The following is a 23,675-nucleotide window of genomic DNA, read 5'->3' as shown; positions in this document are numbered from 1 at the left end:
TCAAGGTTATTCTTTTGAAAAGAATAAAATATCTTCCGTTCTAACTTTTGCCATTAATCTACGTCTATTCGATTTAATGTTTCTGTTAGTACGTGTGTTTAAACTAAATCCATTTAGGATAGCTAATTCAATTAATTTATCAATTGTACTTTCACGTGATGAAGATTCACCTATCACTAAACACATGTATCCATTAGGTTTAAGTAATCTAAAGCTTTCAACAAAGAACTTTTCCATAAACTCTATATACTTTGAATGACTAGTGGTTTTATATCTATTTGCTCTAGCACCCATTTCTGTTGAGCGTAATGCATTGAAATCCCTGAACCCTAATTTATCCTCAACTAATTCATCTATATCAAACCATAAATATGAGAGACGCTGTGATTTTACATAATCGGCTACACCATAATATGGTGGTGAAGTTACTATAGCACCAATACTCTCTGAGGCCATTTCTGATAGAGAATCAATACAGCTCTTATTCCATAATTGAGACTTACACCTAATATTCTCTCGATTAACGTTATGATCATGATATTTACATTCATTAAATGTAAAATTAGAAGCATCTATGAATGCTTTCATTGAGTTAATAAAAATTAAATTTGCATCTTTATATACAATTTCATCTACTTTGGGCTTTACATTATCACAAACCCATCCCCAGTGCTTTCCTTGTGATGAGCAATTTTTTAAAATAGACGAAAATACGGCTAAAAAAGATCTTTGAATTAATCTATCCTCAATATTTAAGATTAACATGAGTATATAATTTAACTCATCCATTGTTTTTGGATGATACCATGCCAGAAGCTCATCCTTATTGGGATGATCCTTAATAACATCAACCAGAACATTTAATGGATTTGTTTTATTGATAATATTATCTAATTCTGTCAATAAATCCTTAATTTCAGGATACTTGATCTTAGCTTCGGTAATTAAAATTGCTATAGGATTGGTATCAATACCTATGAATTGGCGATTCAAACGAATTGCCTCAACACCTGTAGTCCCAGAACCACAGAATGGATCAAGAACAACATCTCCACACTCTGTGACTTTAGAGATTATTGTTCCAGGTATAGCTGCTACATATGTTGCTGGATACCAGTGAAAAGAATGAAGCCCTGAATTTGAGAGATTAGGAAATGACCAATCAATATTTTCAAGCTCTTTAGTTAAAGAAAAATCAATCAAAGTCAAACTCATTATTTCTATTGGTTAAAAAAACTCCCGAATAAGTCTCAGGAAAGTCTATTGTAAAATAAGTAACATCGAATAATTTACAAAAGTGGTCAACAACTTGTTTACGCCATTTATTCTTTCCTTCTCCTTTTGGCCATTGAGCGTTACCTTTTGTTTTTTTCACATAGGCAATCATACAACTAGTTGAGTTATATCCTAAATTATCTTCTTCCCAATTTAAGCCATGAATAGATACTTCACGAGATATAAGCCCTTTCTCATTCCAAATAAAATATCCATATCCTTGCTGATTAAAGACAGATAGGTTATCTCCAATGCTCTTAACAATTTCAGAATTATGGAGCTTCTTACTAGTCCTAAAATCTTTTATCCAAACATAATCTACAAGACTATATTCACATCCTGTAATAAGCTGCATGGCCAACGATTTTGTTTCGATAGTGTTTCTAAGCTTCTCTTCAAATTGCTGCTCATCAATCAACCAATCTTTAGGTGTTATAATCCCATTAACAACAGCTAGATGAACTAAGTCTGCTTGTAATGCATTGTATGGAACACACTCAGGATGAGCAATAATCATTGTATAAATACGTTCCCGAAATTCGAGCCACTTTTTTATATAGGGTAAAGCCTCTTTCGAGAAACTCATTTCTTGCAATTCATTTAGCCTAATCAGGCTAATCAAACTTTTAAAATTTTCCCTAGCATTATCCCACCCCAACATTGCTGCCATTCTATGCACATTATCAATGTTATCTATATCTATATCTGCAGAGATTGGTGTCTTTGTACCATCAGCAGGACGGATCAATGACATGACGGCTTCGATATCTGTCTGATGCTTTCGCAGAATATCTCCCACCTCAGAAGTTTTACCTTCAAAAATTTCTGTATTTACATAGCCTCCTTGAGGACCACGTACCAATTCTTCTACTCTTCGCTCATGGCTGAAATCAGAGGCTGCTTTTAGTTCAGACTCAACTAAATGACCATAAGGAGGAATTGCTGCATCATGCATAATTGCAGCAGCTAATAATATTTTAGAGTCATGTTTACTTAAGAAACTTTTCTTAGATAATTGATATGCTAGATTCGCCACACCAATTGAATGAGGTAATCTTCTTGATCTCCCAAGTTCTTGAATTAACGGAACATCAAAATTCATTTGTCTCATATTTCGGAGGCGGTTGATTTCTGCACTATTAAGAAGGTCCTGTAATAATTTCGTCAGCTCATCCCCATCAGGAAACTTAATATGGCCATGCAGAATGTCATGAAATTCCATGTATCTTAATTATCTCAAGAAATTTTACATTTTCTATAATCTCATATCCCATCAAACTTTCCAATCTATGGTTCAAATTAGAGGATAATTTACTTAACAATTTACAGTCGTGAAGACGATCTAATTTACTGATTCTACATATTTTTTCCGGAAACAGGATGTTTTCTAATTTTTCATATAATACCCATTATATGAAAACCTTTATAAAACATAGTGTTAAACAAAAAAAACCTTGAATTTCACATAGGTTACTTATATTTTTAAACTATTAAAGTTCATAAAGTAAGACTCAATGATGAGAACATCTCAAGAAGTAAGAAGTGAACTTCAGAAACGAGGTCTATCTATTGCGGATTGGGCTCGTCAGAATGGATTCACCCCTGAATTAGTTCATCAAGTATTAAACTCAAATAGAGTACCTGTTCGTGGCAAAAGCCATGAAATAGCAGTAAAGCTTGGTTTAAAGGATGGAATTATTGAACCAGATTTTAGCTTTGAAAAAATAGAGGAAACCAAATGATGGGAAATTAACTATTTACAAATAAAAACGGATCCCAAAGGGATCCTTGTGTTCAGTACAGAAGTACCGATCTAGACAATCTTAGTATCTTCTGTGTCGAACCATACGTCAAGCCCTTTCACATCAACTTTTTTAGATGTGAGGAGTTTACTTATCCTTAGAAAATAACATTTTAGGGATACATATGCTTCAAAAACATGGAGATATAATATGTCTTATCCTATAAGTCACATACAACAACATATACAGCAACTCATTTTTGAACAGATCCATTCAGCATTTAATCAAAAACCCAATATTGCTGGAACACTACATGGCCAGCGTCGTATTTATCAAGGCTGCTTAGAACGTCGAACTTCTCTTTTTCCCAGCCGTAAGGCTGGTGGTTCAGTTGCTTTAGAAAGCTTTCTGGAATTAGCTTATGCTGTACAACTAGAAAGTCATCCTGCGGTAGAATCTTATCGAACACAGGCCTTAAAAATTCCGATTGGGCAAAATTTGGAACTTTATCCTGACTTTCTGATTCGTACTCACAAAGGTGATTTTGAAGTCCACGAAGTTAAGCCATCCATTCAACATCTGTCCCTAGAAAGCCTGCAACGCTTTGAGAGACTAGCTTCCATTTTGGCGTCTATAAATATCCCTTTTAAGTTAGTTGATGCAAATACATTACCCCAACGCCAATCCCTAACACAATTATTGCATCTTTATTCTCGTGGCCATCTTCAAGACTGGACATCACTTGAAATTGAATTGGCACAAGACCTCTTGATTCGCTATGAATTGGATGATCTAGAACAAGCGTATAGCATTTTAGAAAAAAACCAATTGTCTCCACAACTTGCAGACTTTTTGCTTTTCCATCAAATCATTCAAATCAAAAACGCCAAAAATAATCATCTCACATTAGGAGTAGATCTATGAATACTTCCATTCCTATTCCCAATATTGGCACACGATTTTCTTTTCACGGTTCACATTTTGAGATTAGCTTTATTGGTCATGGCATATGCCGATACTCTGCAATCGCTGGCGGTCGTATATTTCAAATTCCGTATGATCAATTTGAAAAATGGTGTCAGTCAGGGCTTGTCGAATATGAATTTAACACATCCAATTTATTGACCAACCCTGAAATTACTGTAAGTATTATGCGAAAATTCAGGTACGTACAAGCTGCATTAACCAAACTGCCATCCCCTACCGCAATTCGGCCATTAACCACCTTAATTCAGCAAGTTGCAAAAGAACTTCAAGATCAGTTACCACCCCACCCAAGAACTGTTGCTCGATGGATTCAGACCTACAGGTTAAATAATCAACGTACTGAAGTCCTTGAAAAGAAAAAATCAGGTAATCATTATGTCCGATTTTCTTTAGAAATCGAACGTCTAATCCATCAAGCCATCCAAGAAATTTACCTCCGTTCAGAGCGACGAGATGGTAAAGATGTACTGGCGTTTATTGTTGGAAAAGCTATGGAACATGGCTGGACATCACATAAAATCCCTTGTTTAAGAACGATTGAACGTCGTATCAATCGTTTAGATCCTTATGTGGTCATCAACGCCAAAAAAGGATCTCGTACTGCAAGAAAATTACTCAAAGCTGCTGGTCAATCCATCATCAGCCCAACCGTAATGGCTTTGGTGGAAATTGATACCCATTATCTGGATATCATTATTATTGATGATATAACAGGAGCCATTTTAGGTCGTCCATTTTTATCATGTGCGATTGATATTTACACTCGAGTTATCGTTGGGATTTACGTCAATTTATACCCACCAAGTGCATTGACCACAATGTGTGTGATTCGGGACATGATTACCCGACCCCAAAGAGGTTTACCTGGTGGTGTGCCGAGCCAAATTATTCCAGACAATGGCGTGGAGTTCAAAAATAATTCTTTTGCTCGACTATGTGAAACTTTAAAAATTACCATTACGCCATCGCAGATCGGCACGCCAAATAATAAACCGCATATTGAAAGTTTCTTCAGAACATTAACTGAAGGTTTAATCCAAAAACTACCTGGTACAACTTTGTCGAACCCCACAGCGAGAGGAGATTATAACGCCAGTAAAAATGCCAAAATGACACTTGCAGATGTTCAAAAATATGCAGAGCAATGGATCAATGAGATTTATCACACAGATACTCATTCTGAAACCAATCGTATACCAACACTTGCTTGGGAAGATGCCACAAAAATCGTCAAGCCAACTTCTCTTTCAGAAGATGAGGCATCTGTACTATGCCGAAAACCTTACGAGCGTAGCATTAACAAGGGACGTGTCTTAATCGACTACTTGTATTATTTTTCCCCTGTTCTAGCAACCTTTGAACAACAAAAGCTCACCAAAGTGGTTGTACTTGTTGATGAAATAGATTTAGGGCATGTATTTATCGTTGATCCGAATGATCCAACTAATCTCATCAAAGCTGAATGCACTAATCCTAGTTATGCACAGGGTTTGACCATGTATGCCCATCAAGAAGCACAAAAAATCAAAAAACAGATGGCTCAGGCAGATCTTAGACGTTTAGGTGAAAAGGCTAACCTACTTGCCCGTTGGCATTTACTGAAAAAGATCCAAGAAGATTTACAGAGGAAAAAGCCTAAATTACGCCAACTAGTAATAGATTTTCCTGAAGAAATTAAAAATCTTTCAATGCCAATCAAGCCATCCCCAATCGTAGCGGAAGAACAGCAAGCCACCGATGGCTATACAGCATTCTCTTCAATGGAGATCTAAGATGAATCATTCAATATCTATTCTTGAACGAGTTGCTCACATTAATCGCTTTATTGTACGCCATCCAGAATTTAATCACGCATTTCATGGCATCACTGAATGTATGCAAAAAAGTCAGACCTACCAAGAGCCGATTGGTAGTATTTTACACGCTGACGGTGGTCATGGTAAGACTTTGCTTTGTAGAGCCATTATCAAACAAATGCCATCTTATACAACTATCGTTGAGGGTTATGAAAAAACTATTATTCCAGCATTTTATGCTCAGGTTCCATCTCCAGCATCAGTCAAATCAGTGGCCAGTATGCTACTCAAGGAACTAGGAGATCCTAACCCAGCATCTGGAAATACGACTCAAATCTCATTGCGACTGTGTCATTTACTGCGCCAATGTGAAACCAAACTGGTTTTTCTAGATGAATTTCATCACCTATTCCGTTTTCAAAAAACTACTACTAAATTAAATATTGTGGTGTGCGATTGGATTAAATCAATCGTTAATGAAACACAAATTAGCTTCTGCTTGGTTGGTCTATCACAGTTTGTTCCCTTATTAGAAATGGATTCACAGCTAACTCGACGATTTCAATATCACTATCCCTTGCATGCTCTGACACTAGGTTCATCTACATCATACGGCTCGATGTTTCCATTTCTTGCTGAAGTGGAAAATCAAATCAAAACTAGATGTAAAGTCACGTTTGATCAAAGTCTAAACTCGCCCTTAATAACTACACAACTTTATGCTGCCACTGCTGGCAATCCAGCCTTTATCATGACACTTATCAAAGATAGTGTGCTATTTGCCCTTAAAGATAATCGAGAAATCACTACAACTCATGATTTCAGCAGCGCATGGTTACAGGGAACGACAGCTAAAGTCAGTTTGACCAAAAGTGATCCTTTCAAGATGTCACGTAATATTTTGGCGAGTCAGATGAGGATTGCTCTATGAATTCTTATTCTTTATTAATTAAACCTATCCCCTATCCAGATGAAAGTGCGGCCAGTCTTTTAATTAGAGCTGCCGAAGCCAATGGATTTTCTAGTGTTTATTCTCTTTGTAAAATTCAGTCAAGCAGTCCTGCCACAACACTCAGTAGTCATGTAACTCATCAAAAGCGATTTAGAAAACTACTTCAGTTACTAGGCTTATCTGATGAATATACATCACTAGCATTTGCACTAAGTGGCTCTACTCAAGCTATGCCAAGAAAATATTCTAAAATTATTTTAAAGCACAGCTTCTTTCGAAAAGATGTTCTTGCTTTCTGCCCTAAATGTTTAAGTGAACAATCTTATTGGAGACGTCATTGGTTACTGCGCCCTTACACTGTGTGTTTGAAACATGGCACACAGTTATATGATTGCTGTCCAAAATGTAAAAAAGCTCTCAATATCAGTCGAAATAGAATTAATTTTTGTCTCGATTGTGAACAAGACTTAAGAATATTACCAACTTATTCAAAGAATTATGAGGCAGTACAGTGGTTCATGGATACCATATACCATGGTGATCAAAAAATTATTAATCAACTATCAGATTATTGGTTAGCTTTAGAAAAGTTTGATTGGAAATCTAATAATATCGATGCCGATCATCAACGCATTCAAATGGCATATGAATACTTAACAAACCCTGAACAATCGAAGAAAACACTAATCCATATCATTAATTCAAGAGTATCTAAAGCCCATCCTCAAATTCAGGCAGTGTATTTGAAAAAACAAAGTTCAATACTACGTGAATATGCAAATTCTATATTGGCCGATTGCAATCATGTTGATCAACCAGCAACAAATCATCTAAAACAGCTTTTTTCTTTGGATCAAACAAGGACCATTCTAGATATTTCCTATACTAGATTGAAAACCTTAATTCAAAAAGAAAAATTAGCCCCCATAAAAAATGCTAGAGGGTTTATAAATATTAGTAGTATTGATATTGAACGGCTCCTGTTAGACGAATCACATAAAGTACCTTTACTATCTTCACGTGTACAAGATGTCCCAAAAGGCGATCTTCTCACACTTCCAGAAATTGCAGGCCAATTACAAATTCATAAGGAAATAGTTCGAGACCTTGGTGTCAAAGGTTGGTTAAAACTTGATAAAAAGAAAGTGGATGGACACGTAAAAAATGTAGCACCACCAGAAATCATAGAAGAATTTAGCAAAAAATATATTTCTGTTGGAACCTTAGCTCGCCAGCTGAATGTTAATTCTACAAATCTAGCCGATAAGCTAAAGCATTTTGGCATTGAGCCTGTAGGAGGTCCTCACATTGATGGATTGAGAACAAACCTTTATCAACAAACTGATATTGAATACATTACCACCGAAATGATCAATGACCTCAAAATTTATGAAACATATACAGGTCGTCCCTCAAAAAAAAGATTAAAAATGGTTCATTATGAATCAGATCCGACTTTATATTTTTCATTAAGACATACAAGTTCGAAATTACATATCAGCCCATCAAAAGTAACTGTACTTGTTCAAAAGGGTATCTTAAAAAAAGATGAACACTGCCACTCAGTTATTAGAGTAGAAAAAGCTTCTGTATCTATTTTGATAGAAAAGCTCAATCGTCAAGACTTTATTGCTCTAGAGGATGCAGCAAAAGAATTAGGATGTGCAATCAATTGGTTACATATTAATTGGATTAAAACAGGCTACCTAAAACTGCATGATTTTGTGTACTGGAAGTTTGTAAAGACGGAGGATATAGACCAAGTAAAAGCTCTTCAAAAAGAATATATGACAGCTATCGAAGCTAGTAAGCTTTTGGGTATGCACCGCACTCACATCATTAATCTCAAAGCTCAAGGAAAAATTGATTCCATATCTTTTGGCGAATCAAATTCCTTAAATTTATATCGAAGAGAAGATGTATTAAAATTACTTAAACAGCAAAATAATGACGATAATGTGATCTGATATATTATAAAAATCAGATATTTTTGTTCAATGTTCAGAGTTAACCTCTCGTTCCTCACGACGTTTTTTTAGTCGTGCGACTACTTCATCATGTGGAATTGTAGGGCGTGGATCTGCTTGTGATGCTTCAACTTTAGCTTTGAACCATGCGTTGTATTCAGCTTCATGGTCGGAACTATCAAATTCAGACACAATAGGGTCAAAAACAGTACTCATATGCTTATCTCTTTGAATTTTTAGACAATACTTTAAGAGGCCTTTTGGGAATATCCATCAATTGCATATCCCATTTTTTGAAACTCACCTACAACTCTCTTATAGTCTAACCACAATATGCTTTAAATTTAATTTTTATTAAAACATTTTAAGTTGTTTTAACAAATAAATATAAATTAACAAAACGACATGTTTTGTCGTAAACCAGCATTTTTCTATTTCATTGCTAATAATCTTTTTTTAACCTTAACTCACCTTAGCCATCAACTGACACTACTGTAATCACTCATGAAAGACATTTTACCTATTGGAACCCCAACACTGCCATTCTCGGAACTTGAATCACAAAAATTCGAGATATTATGTACCGAAATACTAAAGAGAGATCCAACCTTTATAGATGTCCATCATATTTTAGGGAAAGGACGGCAACAAGAAGGAATTGATATTTGTGCAAAATATAGAGATGAATCTTTTGGACTTATTGCAATAGAATGTAAATGCTGGAAAAATTACAATTCTACAGAATTGAAAGAAACTCTTAACAAATTCATAAAAGAAAATGAAATTAAAAGGAATATAAAAACTTATCTATTGATATTTTCTCAAGATTCAATACCTATGAATATTGAGAAAAAAATTCGAGATTACCAAGATATATTTAAAAAAAATTATGATATTGAATTAGAAACATGGACAGGAATAGATCTTACTCGCAAATGCCAATCGCATCCAGATCTTATAAAAAAGTACTTTCCTACCGCTATTTCTGACATGTTCGAATGTAAATGGATGGCTAAAGTAAACTTTATAGAAAATCTACATAAAGCCTTGTTAAATCAAGATCCTAAGATCAGAGATCTTGGAGAAAGTTTATTAGATCATTCATTTGTTAATCCAGAAAGTTTGGAAAGCAAATATATTCATGGAAATCATTTTACATATAAGAATAAATGGGTAGAAATTTCTGCAATTTTACCTACTACAAACTATTTTGGGTCGGCAGCAATTACAATCACTGCGCATGATACTCATGGAACTATAATAACACTGGATAATAAATGGCTTCTTAAAAACTTCTTAGGTAACGATGGTCAACCCATCAATTCCAAGTACCGCCCTTTTTATCAAGGTGGAGTTTATCAAAAAGAGGATCAACATATTATTGACTTTAAAAATTGTAGATTTCACTTACCATTAGAAGCTGTAGAGGAAATTTCAAAAGCAGCTGATATATTGACCCATTACTATATAACTGCTTTTGAAAATATTGAAAAACTATGGAGTGCCAAATATTTTCCATTTATATCTAAATATAAGAATGAAATACAGATAGGTCTCTGTGCTATTGATACAGAGATGTGGGACCAAATCCAAGAATTTATACATGCACATGATATTGATAAAGGTGATTCAGACTGGCATATTTTTTATGCCCATCATGCCTATTTACAGGTACATAGCCCTAGAAACACAAAAGAATTAAATACTGGATTTCATGGAACTTTTTTTGCTCACAATATAGATGGTATCAACTTTTCAAATGAAATAACTCTAGTTTGGCAAAAACCCTACAACCATAATGACACTATCTCTGATAAGGATTGGTGGTCATGTGAAAAGGCATACACTTGGATCACAGAAAAGCTAATCCCAAAAGTCATTGACTGGCAAATTGAGAAGCAACTAACAGGTCCTTTGGTAAAAATTATTAGAAGTAAGTCCGTTACAAATAAAACAAAATCATATTGGGACAGATATAAACCTTTTAGAGATATCAGAAAAAAAGCTCTTCTTGACTTTAATCATTTTAGAGAATTGGAATTAATCGATGTCATTTCTAGATTACAGTATTTTTATATCTGTTCAGAAAGTAATCGTGCATATTTTGATAAAAAAGAAATATCGCAATTATATCGTGCACTAATTTCTTTAATTCGTCATGGCCGAGGATATTTCCCTTACCTTAATTCCAAATTGAGTTTCGGGAGCAGGGATTGCAGTAACATCAATGAATTAATTGATTATCTTAATAAAAAAATAGAAGTAGAGAGTTTCCTAATGAATAACAATGAAATTGAACTAATATTTCGAGCTATGCTTGAAGCAATCCGTGATACAGATGATTGGTTGACTCATCAACAGAAAGAAGAAATCTATTCAGCCTTACAACCTTTCATGAGCTTCTATGATTATACTAATTCTATTGAAAGGTATTCTGAATTCTAATAGTTTTAAAAGAGTGGCTCTTTTATGGGCCTATATTAACTAGGCTTTTTTAAACTGTGTGATGTATTTAAGAATTGGCAATTATCTGGCTGTATCTCGCGCACATCACACACAGGCGTCGCACCAAATTATCATCGATAATCTCGGTTAAATTGTGATGCACTTTCATAACCTACGACAAAGGCTACATCCGATGCAGGATGTTCACCAGAGAATAAAAACTAGCGTGCTTCCTGTAATCTAAGTTGCTTTTGATATTGGATATAGAAGAGAGAGTTCATGAGTATCTAACCTTTAACTTATTAAAATACTATTTCTAAAAATAGACGACACAATTAGTCGTTCAATATTCTTTTGATGTTTACCCTGATTTGAACAAATCATATTCTATATAAAAAATTTATGCTTTAAAAACACGATACTTTCCAATCATCCAATCACTGAAAAAATTTTGAGGCTAATAAGATGAGTTATTCATTTCCTAAATATACGCTTATTTATCATTCTAGAAATGGATCATTAAATTTTGAAGAACTAGTTGAGGAGCTATCATCTAAAGGATATATGCTTGAAACTGAATTAAGCTTTCTGCGACCCACATACAATGCCGCTTCAAATGAAGATTTCAAAAAGCTCTTTGAATTTTATTACCCACAAAAAATCAATAGCATAGAACTACGAACTATTGGTACTTCAGCAGGTGGAGCACCTGGCGATAATACATATGCCTTCTATAATGCAAATATCGTTTCACATAAAGAGATTCTTGAGATTCTCACTGAGTTCAATCAACAGTCATTAGATGAGTGATCTTGGCATCTATCCTTAAAATGACAGCTGTTATGTCGTTTTAAGTGAAAAATGACAGCTATTGTGTCGCTGAGAGATGTCATCCAATGTCGTTAAACATACTAAAGTATTGATTAGTTGTATTGGAAAATGACAACTGATGTGTCGTTCAACGATTAACAGCGAATAAAAAACCGCCTAAATGGCGGTTTTTTATTATATAGCCTTAAAAATACATTCAATCAATAAAATCAATAGATGAAATGATTTTTATGTTCCAATATTTCCCAGAACTGAATAAAAACAGTTAAGACTCTTGCCACCAGTTTTGTTTAAGATGAAATCTATCGTGAAGCTCTTTTTGGCCCTTAGATGTAATGCTGAGTGCTCGGCTGTCAGGCATTCGTACCAACCATTTCATCTCAATCAAACATTCTAAAAGTCTTACTCCCAATTGGCCTGCAATATGCGGACGTCGCTCACTCCAATCTAGGCAAGTACGGCATATGAACTGTTTTGTTGAACAGTCTGTTATTAAGTTAATACCAAAGTCTGCAAAAAACTCTATACCAGCTGGAGTAACTGAAAAAGCATCATCTTGAAGTAAAATATAACCCTGAATACTAAAAGCATCTACTAAAGCCACGCCAAGCTTTCCAGCAATATGATCATAACAAGTACGCGCTATACGTAGACTTTCATCCTTGGGGCCAACCTTAAATTTTAATTTCACCTCAGGGGCTGCAACGCACATCAATGCTTGCAACATTTGCGCTACTTGAGGATTTGCCAGTTTGTAGTAGCGATGCCTACCTTGTTTAACAAGTGAAATTAGCATTGCCTCAGTTAGCTTAGCTAAATGCCCACTTGCCGTTTGTGCAGTAATATCAGCATGATCTGCTAACTCTCCCGCTGTAAGTGCCATTCCACTCATTAACGCTGTCAGAATCTTTGCCCTAGATGTATCACCAACCAAGCTGGCAATCTCTGCAATAGTATTTCCTGCATCAGCATTTGACATCATGAACCTCTTCATGGAAACCGTAACGGCTGAATAGTTCGGTCTACACCGAAGCATGCTTTTTGGACGGTTAGTAATATACAAAAAAGATCAACCATCACGAGTATACTTTTATGTCAGACCACGAAACAATATCACCATCCGTTCTTTACTTCGGCACTCCTGTAGTCCTGATTACTAGCCTTAATCCAGATGGGACTACAAACATTTCTCCCATGTCTTCTGCATGGGCATTAGGCGATCGTGTTGTACTTGGGCTAACCTCAACCAGCCAAGGAAGTGAAAATATTTTACGTGAGCGCCAATTGGTACTGAATTTTCCATCAGCCAATCTATGGTCTAAGGTTGAGAGTCTTGCAAAATTAACTGGAAGAAAACCCGTTCCACCTCATAAACAAAAAATGGGCTATCGGTTTGAGGCTGACAAATTTAATTCGTCAGGTTTAACTTCTCAGCCATCAGAATTGGTACGTCCCGCTAGAATTGCTGAATGCCCAATACAGTTTGAAGCAGAAGTAGTCGCTTGGCATGCTCCGGGTGAATGGCCTTCTGAGCGTCCAGAAACGTTTTATATTATAGAAACCAAGGTATTACGAGTACATGCATACAAAGACATTTTAATTCCAGCAACCAATCATATTGATACTGATCAATGGCATCCTTTACTTTATGTTTTTAGGCATTATTTTGCTAAAGGTCTCAAACTAGGACAGACATTTAAAGCTGAAGCATAAATAAATAGCTCTACATTGAGCTTCTACTCCACTGCTTGCTTGACTAAAATGAGATTTTATCCCGTGACTAGAGTGCCGTAATTTTGGCACTTACCCCCTTCTGAAGATAAATCATAAACAGAGTTAATATTAAACTAGTGTATTTAATCCCATTTAGCTTATAGATCGGCTTACACTACAAAAAGTTTCTTAAGCACTGCTTTATTTATTATTTGGCTTAATCCTACCTCCCCAACCCTACCAAAAACCCCTCAATTAACCGCTCTGGATCATCCACCCCATTCCTGCCGCCCAAAAGCAAAATCATTGCCCCATCGACCACAAATAAAAACATATGCGCATCCTTTTTAGAGGCATGTACTACATTGGCTGAAAGCAGCTTAAAAATTTCATTAATCAGCCATTTCCGATAATTCACCACAACCTGATAAGCCGCAGGATAACGCTTTTCAATCTCAAAAATCGCTTTAAACGGTAAATGATAAGGTCCGTCCAGATGCGCATGTAAAAAGAATATCCGTTTCAGTTTTTCATGTAGCGTAAGCTGTTTTTGCCGATAAATCAGCGCAAATACGTCTTCTTTAAGCGCTTCGGTTTGAAAACCCAGACTCATTTCAATCAGCTGTTCTTTCGATTGAAAATATTTATAAAAGGTTGCTTTGGCGATTTGAGATGACTCAATAATCAGATCAACCCCGACGCAATGAAAACCATGAGCATTAAACAACTTTCGGGAAGTCTCCAGCACCTTTAAAGCGCGAAATGAAATTTCTAAATGCGACATATAGTGTCCCTATAATTTTTTTGTTCGCACTGTACCTGCCAACGTGTTAGCGGCAAAAAAGGCATACAAAAGCCCGAAAAGACGGCTCAAGCACATCTCTGATTTTATTGTTGATTTGGATTTTTAAGTCATGACGACCTAATGCCTAAAAGCATTTAAACGCAATCAAGCATTATTAGGATAAATAAGAATACGATACATGGCCAACTCCTACAAAATTCGGAACGCTGCCAAGACATAAAGATTATGGTGGCAGGGTGAAAGAGGGTTGACAGACTGAACCTAAGAATCAGCACGCCCGGAGGCGTCCCCCTTTCGCCCTACCGCTACAAAAGGGGGACGAACGAGTCTACATCAAAAAAACAAGTTTTTTCAATGTACTTAGGATACGGTCTGTCAAAACCGGCTGGCATGTAGGCCAGCGTTTAAAGAATAATCGGAGTATTGATTAGTGTCAATGTGCGAATTGATCGTAAAAAATAGGTTTATTATTAATATTCAACAACTTAAATATTTTTATTATTTAATATTTTTAATTTATGATGTAAGCATATTTTATCAATCCTATTTGAGTTTATGATCCCTTTATAATGAAAGCCTGCCTTGTGATTCTCAACCTTCTTTTCAAAGGAGGTGGCCCGCAGATCAAAGCACTATCGATGACCATTACTTGATTAGAAGGGCTTTAACCCTACTCATGTATACAAACAGATCAACAGATAAGCTGACAAAATCGCGATAGCACTAATCAATGAACTCAAACGTTTAACATTCATTAATCCATAGAGTAAATTAGAGACCAGCCCGATCAGCACAAATAACGTGGCGCACATACTTTGTAAAATGATTCGGTGTTCTGTGCCGTTATAATGCTGCCAGAGCTTTAAGTTTTGATAATTCTTTGAGCCAGTAACAAATTGTTCTGCAAATACCAGAATCGATAGAGGCATGGCATCTACAATACTGCTTACCAACCATCCCAGCACAGCTGAAAGCATCAATCCCAATAAGGGATCAATTGAATCGCGATAATGATAAGTATTATCTACAATATCAAAAATTTGGTAGACCAGTTTTAAAAAGTGTAGCAGTGCACCGATAATTGCAATCATCAAAAGAAAAAAATGAAATTGATCAAAATAGACCAGATAGTTCATCACAACGATGAGCGTCACCATGAAACTACCTAAACAGACAGCCATCGTATTCGAAAATTGAGTATTGACATAACCTCTCACACTCCCGAGGGAGCACAAATGAGGATACCAAACAGCATGCTCATTACTTTTCGCAGTGTTTGTCTTTGTTCTATCTTTCAAAACGCCCTCCTTCTCTTTATTGAATAAAAATTCAACCCTTTAAAAAGCCTTAGAAAATAAATGGAATAAGCGCTTCAATAACATCTATATGCAGTAGCAAGGGCAAACTTGCAGCGAAATCACAACGCTGAATCACTATAGTAGGTAATTTTTTCGGCCTAATTTTAAATTTTCGGTATAAACACTTATCAGCTAAATTTTAAAAATAACTTGGCAGCTAGCTCTATCAGTTTGATATTTTTCATTAAGCAAGAGCCAGTACACTATATGCAGCCAGACTCATCACCACGACCCATATCGGGCTGTGCGGCTTAAATAGGTTAAAGCCATACAACAAATTGAAGAAAATCCCGATAATTAAACTCAGAGTAGCGCCTATATTACAAAGAATGATTTTATGACCCAACGGTTTAAACTGCGTCCACAATAGCCAGGCCTGATTCCAGACATTCCCTGAATCCATGCTAAGCTCTTCAGCAAAGATCAGTATTTGCTGTGGCATCGCTTTATCAGTTATATGAATCATGAGGGCCAACAGACCGGCAAGAACCAACCCGATAATGGAGTCTGTCAGATCCCGAAAATCCTCCAGCTTATTAATAAGTGGATAAATAATTTTAAATAGGAATAGGACAACACTTAGCCCCACAAAAAACTTGAGAAAAAAGATAATCTGATCAAAATAAATCAGGTAAAACATCATGATGAACAGCATAAACACAAATATTCCACCAAAGTACACAATACCATTTAATGTGGAATCTTCTGATGAATGGTCCCGCCCACTTCCCTGATTGTTCGTTTGCTTAATATTATTATTATTGCCATTCACCACACCAATATTGATATTATTTTTCATTCTTCACCTCCAAACAACTTGATCTTTAATTTACTTTTACTAAGCACTAGAGCAAATAAATATCATAATTATTTTTTTAGGCATGATTTTCACAATCATATTAAAACATCTACAACGTGTAATTGAAAATTTTGAATCCTGTTAGACCTGGAATATATAAATCGGATATTTATCTTCAATCTGAAATTGCATATCCACTCATTACGCCCTGAGCATTAAAATAGATGGCAATTGAAGCCCGTGTTTCACTAGAAGCATTTGCGCTCTGCGGACCAAACTTTGCCGGGCTATTCTGGGGAGCTTGAGTCATGATCACTTTTTTTGGACGATCTTGTTCCGCATAATAGCTCCAGATCTCAGTGTTATCGGGATATAAAGTTTTATCTCGCGTAGTGCCATACAACGCAATAACATCGGTCTTTGTGGTTTTGCTCTTGATCAGGTGCGTTTCGGTAAACACTTTTTCAAATCTTTCCACCGGCTTGGCACCGACCGGATTTAAACTGGATGCACAGCCACAGCACCACATCATGATAAAGATAAACAGGATTTGATTTTTGTACATACCGAATAACTTTTACTCATATAAAAGTTTCTATTATATTTTTTTAGACTTTATTCATTTTATATATGCTTTTGAAATTCTTTAAAATACAGTTTTAAAATAAACAAGGTAATAGACAACATTTTAAGTTTTTCGTATTACTGATTTAATTCAAGAGCATTCTCATTCTAGAAGATATTTATCTATATTGATCACAGCAGTTGAGCTACCGATATATACAACAGGCAGAATTGAAGAACTGGCCTCAATATCGGTATCGGACAGCAACATCAAGCGACTTTGAAATTTTGTTCAGCTTGGTCAAAATGGACGACAACTATTCCACGCGATACCGCTACAAGATCCACAAAAGTCAGGTCGATTCAGTTAAAATAACAAACTGCTTATCCATGCATTACTGTCGAGCATGGCATCGCAATACGAATGACCTCAGCTTAGGTTTAAAAATTTACAGATCGGCGAAGCAAACAAGGTTATTGTTATTTGATCAAAATGTGACACATTTCTCTAAACGATAAATCAGAGATTTTCCAGTATTTTATACAAATTAAATACATAAAATAATTAAAAGCCACTTGATTACTACATTTTGAAACATTCGTTAACTAAAACACTGTCTAATTTAAAGTAAAATTCATGAACTAACTCCTCTAACGTCAGTGACAAGGTCACCCCTTGACTGATGTGCCTTTAATTGCGTCTGTATCATCATTTAAATTCTTTCTCTCTATATGGTCTGTCATATAGAGCGTCATTTAATTTTTAAGGTAAATTGAATGAAAAAATTTTGGAAATATTTATTAGTACTGCTCGTGGTACTAATTATTATTGCAATTGCCTTTCTTTTTAGACCAGTTGCGTCTAAGGCAATTAAAACAGCAAATGACGAACCGACTGTCGATGTTGTACTCATCGGCGGCGGGATCATGAGTGCCACCTTGGGGACTTACCTCAACGAATTACAACCCGACTGGAACATCCGCATGTATGAGCGTCTTGATGCAGTAGCACAAGAAAGTTCAAACGGTTTCAACAATGCGGGTACAGGTCACTCTGGCTTTATGGAAATGAACTATACCGAAGAAAAAGACGGTAAAATGGACATTTCTAAAGCCATCAACGTGGCAAGCCAGTTCGAAATTGCAAAACAGTTCTGGGCTTATCAAGTGAAGCAAGGTGTACTCGAAACGCCAAATACCTTCATTAACCCGGTGCCGCATATTGCATTTGTCTGGGGCGATAACGTGAACTTTATGGAAAAGCGTTATGCTGCCATGGTTCAAAGCCCGTTATTCGCTGGCATGAAAATGAGTGAAGATAAAGCTGAAATTCAACAATGGGCACCATTGGTGATGGACGGTCGCGATCCTCAACAGAAAGTTGCTGCAACCCGTATGGACGTTGGTTCTGACGTGAACTACGGTGCAATCACCAAGCAGTTGATTGGCAACCTTGAAAAGAGTCCAAACTTCAAACTCAGCACATCAACTGAAGTGACGGGCATCAGCAAAAACGATGACAACACTTGGTCTGTGGCTTTTAAAGATGTGAAATCTGGCAAAGTTGATCATGTGAAAACACGTTTTGTGTTTATTGGTGCGGGCGGTGCGGCAATCAAACTCTTGCAAATGACCGGCTTACCAGAAGCGCAACAATATGCTGGCTTCCCTGTAGGTGGTGAGTTCCTTGTCACTGACAACCCAGCAGTAACTGCAAAACATACTGCTAAAGTGTATGGCCGTGCTGATCTTGGTGCGCCGCCAATGTCTGTGCCACATATTGATACCCGTTATATCGACGGTAAAAAATATGTACTGTTTGGCCCATTTGCAACCTATTCAAACAAGTTCCTGAAAAATGGTTCACAGCTTGATTTGCTTGCATCAACCAATAAGAACAATGTGTTGCCAATGGCAGCGATTGGTCTACAAAATGCTGATCTGGTTCAGTACCTTGTAAGCCAAGTATTGATGTCGGATGCTGACCGTTTCAACGAGTTGAAAAAATACTACCCTGAAGCAGATCCAAAAGACTGGCATCTACAACAAGGTGGTCAACGTGTTCAGATCATCAAGAAAGAGCCGGGTAAACCAGCTAAATTGCAATTCGGTACAGAAATCTTTGCATCTAAAGATAAGTCTGTAACTGCATTACTTGGTGCTTCACCAGGTGCATCGACCTCACCTTACATCATGCTTAACTTGCTTGAAAAAGCATTCCCTGAGCAAACTAAAGGTGTATGGAATGACAAGTTGCACGAGATTGTCCGTTCTTATGGTCAAGACCTTGCCAATGATCCAGCCTTGCTTGATCAAATCCGTCATTATTCAAGCTCAACACTTGGCTTGAACTATACGACACCAGCCAATATGGTTCCTGCAAAAAAAGCGGTAAAAGCTGAAGCTGTTGCTCAGTAATTCCGTGTAGGAACATGTTAAAAGGGAGGAGTTTCGGCTCTTCCCTTTTTTTATTTTTTCGCTGTTTTTTATTTTCTCTCTGTCTTTTTAAATCTATGTCTTCTGCTACAAGCCCATCTGCTTTTGCCGCATTTGCCTGTTGTGACTTCAAGTTATTGACCATCAATCAATGCTGCCTAACTTTTGCGGTGCTGATTCAGGAAGTGCTGATTGCCTTTCATCTGTATCAGATCACCAAGAATCCGCTACTGTTGGGGCTGGTCGGCATCATGGATTTTTTGCCTTTTCTGGCGCTTTCTTTGTGGGGCGGTTATATTGCCGACCGTTTTAACCGGCAGCGTATTTTACAGATCAGCTTTAGCATGGCCATTCCCCTTACCATCGCTTTATGGCTGTGTTTTGACCTGTTTCAATCTGAAAAAATCACCACTACGGTGTTAGTAATTTCCAGCTTTAGCATTTTATTTTTATTTGGCTGTATACGCGGCATTTATAGCCCGTGCTTTAACTCGTTACGACCTTTTGTGGTACCCGAACATCTTTATACCAATGCCGCAACCTGGACCAGCATGTGCTGGCAGGCCAGTGGTATCCTTGCCCCTGTGCTCGGTGGCTTTTTGCTAGCGCATTTTAATCTGGATATTAGCTTTGGCGTTATTGTCGGATTATTTGCTGCTGGCAGTATCGCACTATGGAACTTACAAACACGAGAGTTTCCACAACTCCAGACTGAATCCATTTTCCAAAGCCTGCGACAGGCACTGCAATTTATTTTTAAAACCAAAATTATTTTCTGGGCCATGTTTCTCGATCTGGGCTCGGTCTTTTTTGGCGGCATCATTGCCCTACTGCCGATTTTCGCACAGGATGTATTGCAGATCGGCGCCGATGATTTTGGTCTATTGCGCGCTGCGCCTTCGTTTGGTGGCCTGATCATGATGATCGTTCTGGTGCGTTATCCCCCAAAACACAGACCCTGGCAGATCATGCTGCTGGCGGTTGCAGGATTCGGATGTTGCACATTGTTATTCGCTGTTACCAGACACCTCTATTTTTCTGTCGCAGTTCTCATTATCATGGGGGCTTGTGACAGTATCAACATTGTCATCCGTCAAACCATACTGCAACTTATCCCTCCCAAGGACATGCTTGGACGTATTGCGGCCATTAATGGCATCTTTGTCACGTCTAGTAATGAGCTAGGCGCCTTGCAGTCCAGTGTGATGACACGCTTTTTCAGCGTAGTCCCAGCAATGCTGATTGGCGGTACACTTTCTTTGCTCTGCGTGGCGATAACCCGAAGCAGAAGCAAAGAGTTATTTAAGTTTCGTTTTTAAATTCTTTTATATCGCTGTTTAGAAAAAATCAATGTAAGTCATATGAAACACACGTTGCCCGCGTCCTCTGGCGCATCCAGGTTTATTCTTGTTTCCATTTTTGTATGGCTGGTGCTGTTGTGCCTGCAATCGGTCTATATCGTGATTATTGGCGGCAGTGCCTATCTGTTCTGGACCGCTTTGGGCCTACTGATTTTAAATGTACTCAGCCTTTATGCAACCGTGTTAAAAAACCGGATTGCCACTGCACTGACTGCGGTGTTGTTGATTTATCTGGTGCTGAATTCATTGTTCTGTACTTATCTGATTGTCGCTTTCTATTGTATTTTTTACTTATATTCTGACGAATATAAGAATAAACGCCTGATCAAACTGGCAGGTTTATTCCTGATCATGATCATCTTTGCGCTGTATCAAAGTCAGTCGCTGCATGAATTAAAACAAAAATATGCCCCTTATGAAACCGGTGAAACCTGGCAACAACACGGCGCTTTATAAAAACGTGCTAATAAAAAAACCTCACATGCTGTGAGGTTTTTTATTGGATCAGACTAGTCTTGCGAGTCCGGATACAAAGGACGGTTGCCGGGACTAATGCGGTTGATATGCAGGAAAGTCATGTGACGTTCATACTTGTCCAGAATGTCATTAATCACCTGTTCTTTGGTATAACCGACCAGATCATTGTCCTGCGACCCTTCATACAGGAAGGTCTCTAAACGGTAGTAATGTTGCTTACCACGTTTGCCACGTTCACTGAAGGTCGGTGCGATATAGCGCACAGGCCAGATCTGATACACGAAGTTATGCTCTTCTTCGATGTAAATGGTCAGATCAAGATGATACAAGGTATCGCTATCTTCCACCTCACCTTGCGTGACTTCAACACTCATACCACGCTTGACCAGTTCATCTGCCACAGTCTGCACCGCAGGTTTACACACACTGTCGAGCATACGTTGAGTTTCGCTACTGCCAGGATGATGCATCACACGCGATAAACGTTGCTTCCAGTTCAGGATATCTACGTTACCGACTACAGGCGCTGCATTCAGACTGCGACTGGCTTTACGATAATCTTCCAGACGCAAGGACTTATACAGCCCCGCCATGACCAGTAACATGACAAAACTAAACGGCAAGCCCATGATGACCGTGGCACTTTGCAAGGCGGTAATGCCGTTTGCCATCAGCATGGCAACCGTCAATAAGCCAATCGCCGTGGCCCAGAAAATCCGTAACCAGCGCGGCGCATCATTATCGACATTGGAGAATTTGGTGGTGAAGTTACCCAGTACCAACGCGCCAGAATCCGCCGAAGTCACATAGAACAGCAAACCTGTAATGGTGGCAATGCCCGCAATAAAGGCAAAGCCCGGATATTGCGCCAGCAAGTCATAGAAACCATGCGCAGGATCGGTCAATACCGTTTGTGCCAGTGCGGTATTTCCATCAAAGATCACGCTATGTAAGGCACTATTACCAAAAATAGATAACCAGGTAATGGTGAACAATAATGGAATGATCAAGGTGCCGCAGACAAATTCACGGATGGTACGACCACGCGAAATTCGCGCCAGAAACAGGCCCACAAATGGCGACCACGCCACCCACCATGCCCAGAAGAACAAGGTCCAGCTATTCATCCAGTCTTTTGGACGGTCAAAGGCAAAGCTTTCTAGCGCCAGACTCGGGAAGCGGCTAATGTAATCGCCAAAGTTTTGTACCAGTGCATTGAGCAGGAATTCGGTATTGCCAAGGAACAGCACAAACAGCATCAGGCCAATGGCAGCATAGATATTGATTTCAGATAGAATCTTGATGCCTTTATTGACCCCTGCTGTCACTGAAATAATGGTGACGATTACCGCAAGGCCAATCAGGGCAATCTGAATCCAAAGATTCTCAGGCAGGCCAAATAGTACATGCAGACCATAATTGATCTGTACCACCGCAATACCACAGGTGGTCGCGATACCAAAAATGGTGCCGATTACGGCGGCAGTATCCACGGTATGACCAATCGGGCCATCAATTTTATTCCCGAAAATCGGGTACAAGGCTGAACGGATGGTCAGTGGCAGGTTATAGCGATAACTAAAGTAACCTAACGCCATCCCGACCAGTGCATACATGCCCCAACCGGTTAAACCGTAATGGAACAGTGTCCACACCATTCCTTGACGGGCCGCTTCAAAGGTCTGACCTTCGCCCACAGGCGGATTCATATAATGGGAGAGCGGCTCTGCAACCGAGAAGAACATCAAGTCGGTCCCGATCCCGGCCGCAAACAGCATGGCCGACCAGCTCAGTAAACTGAACTCAGGTTTGGAATGTTTTGGGCCGAGCTTGATATCGCCATAACGCGAACAGGCAATAAACACCACAAATACCAGATAAAGCGTCGCTGCTAACAGGTAGTACCAGCTAAATTTATCACTGACCCAGGCCAGTACCACATTCAATAAGTGGTTGGAGAAGTCGTTAAAAAAAATCGTAACCAGTGCAAATGTTAAAATAAGTAGAGCTGAAACATAAAAGACCACACGATTCAAATGATCTTTATTCGCTAATGTAGAATCATCAACCGCTCTTGGATTATCTGTTGCCATACAATCCTCAGGGAGTTAGAGAACAAAAAGAAAATATTCAACCTCGTCTTTCCATTGCATTTTCAATGAAAAGA

At 37.9% G+C, this 23,675-nt stretch carries 20 protein-coding genes; 11 read left to right on the top strand and 9 right to left on the bottom strand.

The window, feature by feature from the left end; translation table 11 throughout:
- Positions 1 to 6: 6 nt before the first annotated feature.
- Positions 7 to 1,203, bottom strand: coding sequence for a DNA methyltransferase (locus IEV39_RS18630; protein ID WP_050560207.1), 1,197 nt, complete (start codon positions 1,201 to 1,203; stop codon positions 7 to 9).
- Positions 1,196 to 2,497, bottom strand: coding sequence for an HD domain-containing protein (locus IEV39_RS14305; RefSeq protein WP_005283633.1), 1,302 nt, complete (start codon positions 2,495 to 2,497; stop codon positions 1,196 to 1,198). The genes IEV39_RS18630 and IEV39_RS14305 overlap by 8 nt, the downstream gene beginning before the upstream one ends.
- Before the next feature lie 292 nt (positions 2,498 to 2,789).
- On the opposite strand from IEV39_RS14305, the gene IEV39_RS14300 reads away from it, so the two are divergent.
- From IEV39_RS14300 to IEV39_RS14280, 5 genes are all read left to right on the top strand, one after another.
- A complete protein-coding gene (locus IEV39_RS14300) occupies positions 2,790 to 3,017 on the top strand; it encodes a DNA-binding protein (protein ID WP_005283624.1) in 228 nt (75 codons plus the stop codon).
- Positions 3,018 to 3,227: 210 nt separating this feature from the next.
- Positions 3,228 to 3,941, top strand: a complete 714-nt coding sequence (locus IEV39_RS14295; RefSeq protein ID WP_005283622.1) for a TnsA endonuclease N-terminal domain-containing protein — start codon at positions 3,228 to 3,230, stop codon at positions 3,939 to 3,941.
- On the top strand, positions 3,938 to 5,776 hold the full coding sequence (locus tag IEV39_RS14290) for a TnsB C-terminal domain-containing protein (protein ID WP_005283620.1): 1,839 nt from the start codon (positions 3,938 to 3,940) through the stop codon (positions 5,774 to 5,776). Before IEV39_RS14295 ends, IEV39_RS14290 begins: the two co-directional genes overlap by 4 nt.
- Position 5,777: 1 nt before the next feature.
- Complete coding sequence (locus IEV39_RS14285) at positions 5,778 to 6,731, top strand: TniB family NTP-binding protein (protein WP_005283617.1); 954 nt, start codon at positions 5,778 to 5,780, stop codon at positions 6,729 to 6,731.
- Positions 6,728 to 8,719 (top strand): TniQ family protein, encoded by a 1,992-nt coding sequence (locus IEV39_RS14280; RefSeq protein WP_005283614.1) that lies wholly within the window; start codon positions 6,728 to 6,730, stop codon positions 8,717 to 8,719. The genes IEV39_RS14285 and IEV39_RS14280 overlap by 4 nt, the downstream gene beginning before the upstream one ends.
- Positions 8,720 to 8,746: 27 nt before the next feature.
- On the opposite strand, the gene relB is transcribed toward IEV39_RS14280, so the two are convergent.
- Complete coding sequence (gene relB / locus IEV39_RS14275; protein WP_005283612.1) at positions 8,747 to 8,935, bottom strand: type II toxin-antitoxin system RelB family antitoxin; 189 nt, start codon at positions 8,933 to 8,935, stop codon at positions 8,747 to 8,749.
- A gap of 288 nt (positions 8,936 to 9,223) precedes the next feature.
- Between relB and IEV39_RS14270 the strand changes: the two genes are divergently transcribed.
- Positions 9,224 to 11,164, top strand: coding sequence for a restriction endonuclease (locus IEV39_RS14270; RefSeq protein ID WP_005283609.1), 1,941 nt, complete (start codon positions 9,224 to 9,226; stop codon positions 11,162 to 11,164).
- A 465-nt stretch (positions 11,165 to 11,629) separates the two neighbouring features.
- Entirely contained in the window at positions 11,630 to 11,974 is a 345-nt protein-coding gene (locus IEV39_RS14260) for a hypothetical protein (RefSeq protein ID WP_005283603.1), read from the top strand.
- 286 nt (positions 11,975 to 12,260) lie between these two features.
- Here the strand turns inward: IEV39_RS14260 and IEV39_RS14255 are convergent, their stop codons facing one another.
- On the bottom strand, positions 12,261 to 12,977 hold the full coding sequence (locus tag IEV39_RS14255; protein ID WP_212749902.1) for an ArsR/SmtB family transcription factor: 717 nt from the start codon (positions 12,975 to 12,977) through the stop codon (positions 12,261 to 12,263).
- A gap of 110 nt (positions 12,978 to 13,087) precedes the next feature.
- On the opposite strand from IEV39_RS14255, the gene IEV39_RS14250 reads away from it, so the two are divergent.
- On the top strand, positions 13,088 to 13,708 hold the full coding sequence (locus tag IEV39_RS14250; protein WP_005283599.1) for a flavin reductase family protein: 621 nt from the start codon (positions 13,088 to 13,090) through the stop codon (positions 13,706 to 13,708).
- A 223-nt stretch (positions 13,709 to 13,931) separates the two neighbouring features.
- On the opposite strand, the gene IEV39_RS14245 is transcribed toward IEV39_RS14250, so the two are convergent.
- From IEV39_RS14245 to IEV39_RS14230, 4 genes are all read right to left on the bottom strand, one after another.
- On the bottom strand, positions 13,932 to 14,492 hold the full coding sequence (locus IEV39_RS14245; RefSeq protein WP_005283597.1) for a TetR/AcrR family transcriptional regulator: 561 nt from the start codon (positions 14,490 to 14,492) through the stop codon (positions 13,932 to 13,934).
- Between the two features lie 695 nt (positions 14,493 to 15,187).
- A complete protein-coding gene (locus IEV39_RS14240; RefSeq protein WP_227554523.1) occupies positions 15,188 to 15,670 on the bottom strand; it encodes a hypothetical protein in 483 nt (160 codons plus the stop codon).
- A 385-nt stretch (positions 15,671 to 16,055) separates the two neighbouring features.
- A complete protein-coding gene (locus IEV39_RS14235) occupies positions 16,056 to 16,670 on the bottom strand; it encodes a hypothetical protein (protein ID WP_005283595.1) in 615 nt (204 codons plus the stop codon).
- Between the two features lie 175 nt (positions 16,671 to 16,845).
- Entirely contained in the window at positions 16,846 to 17,235 is a 390-nt protein-coding gene (locus IEV39_RS14230) for a hypothetical protein (RefSeq protein ID WP_005283593.1), read from the bottom strand.
- Positions 17,236 to 18,011: 776 nt separating this feature from the next.
- Here IEV39_RS14230 and mqo point away from each other — a divergent pair.
- The 3 genes from mqo (at position 18,012) to IEV39_RS14215 (ending at position 21,487) form a co-directional block, all read left to right on the top strand.
- On the top strand, positions 18,012 to 19,652 hold the full coding sequence (gene mqo, locus IEV39_RS14225; RefSeq protein WP_005283591.1) for a malate dehydrogenase (quinone): 1,641 nt from the start codon (positions 18,012 to 18,014) through the stop codon (positions 19,650 to 19,652).
- Positions 19,653 to 19,747: 95 nt separating this feature from the next.
- Complete coding sequence (locus IEV39_RS14220; protein ID WP_005283589.1) at positions 19,748 to 20,989, top strand: MFS transporter; 1,242 nt, start codon at positions 19,748 to 19,750, stop codon at positions 20,987 to 20,989.
- Positions 20,990 to 21,031: 42 nt separating this feature from the next.
- Positions 21,032 to 21,487 carry a hypothetical protein gene (locus IEV39_RS14215; RefSeq protein ID WP_005283587.1) on the top strand — a complete coding sequence of 152 codons (456 nt, stop codon included), beginning with the start codon at positions 21,032 to 21,034 and terminating at the stop codon, positions 21,485 to 21,487.
- Positions 21,488 to 21,540: 53 nt separating this feature from the next.
- Here IEV39_RS14215 and IEV39_RS14210 read toward each other — a convergent pair whose 3' ends face one another.
- A complete protein-coding gene (locus IEV39_RS14210) occupies positions 21,541 to 23,601 on the bottom strand; it encodes a choline transporter (RefSeq protein ID WP_005228888.1) in 2,061 nt (686 codons plus the stop codon).
- Positions 23,602 to 23,675 lie beyond the last annotated feature (74 nt).

The organism is Acinetobacter courvalinii (assembly GCF_014635545.1).
GTDB lineage: Bacteria > Pseudomonadota > Gammaproteobacteria > Pseudomonadales > Moraxellaceae > Acinetobacter > Acinetobacter courvalinii.
The sequence above is the reverse complement of the archived record's forward strand: the minus strand, read 5'-3'. Positions and strand labels throughout refer to the sequence as shown.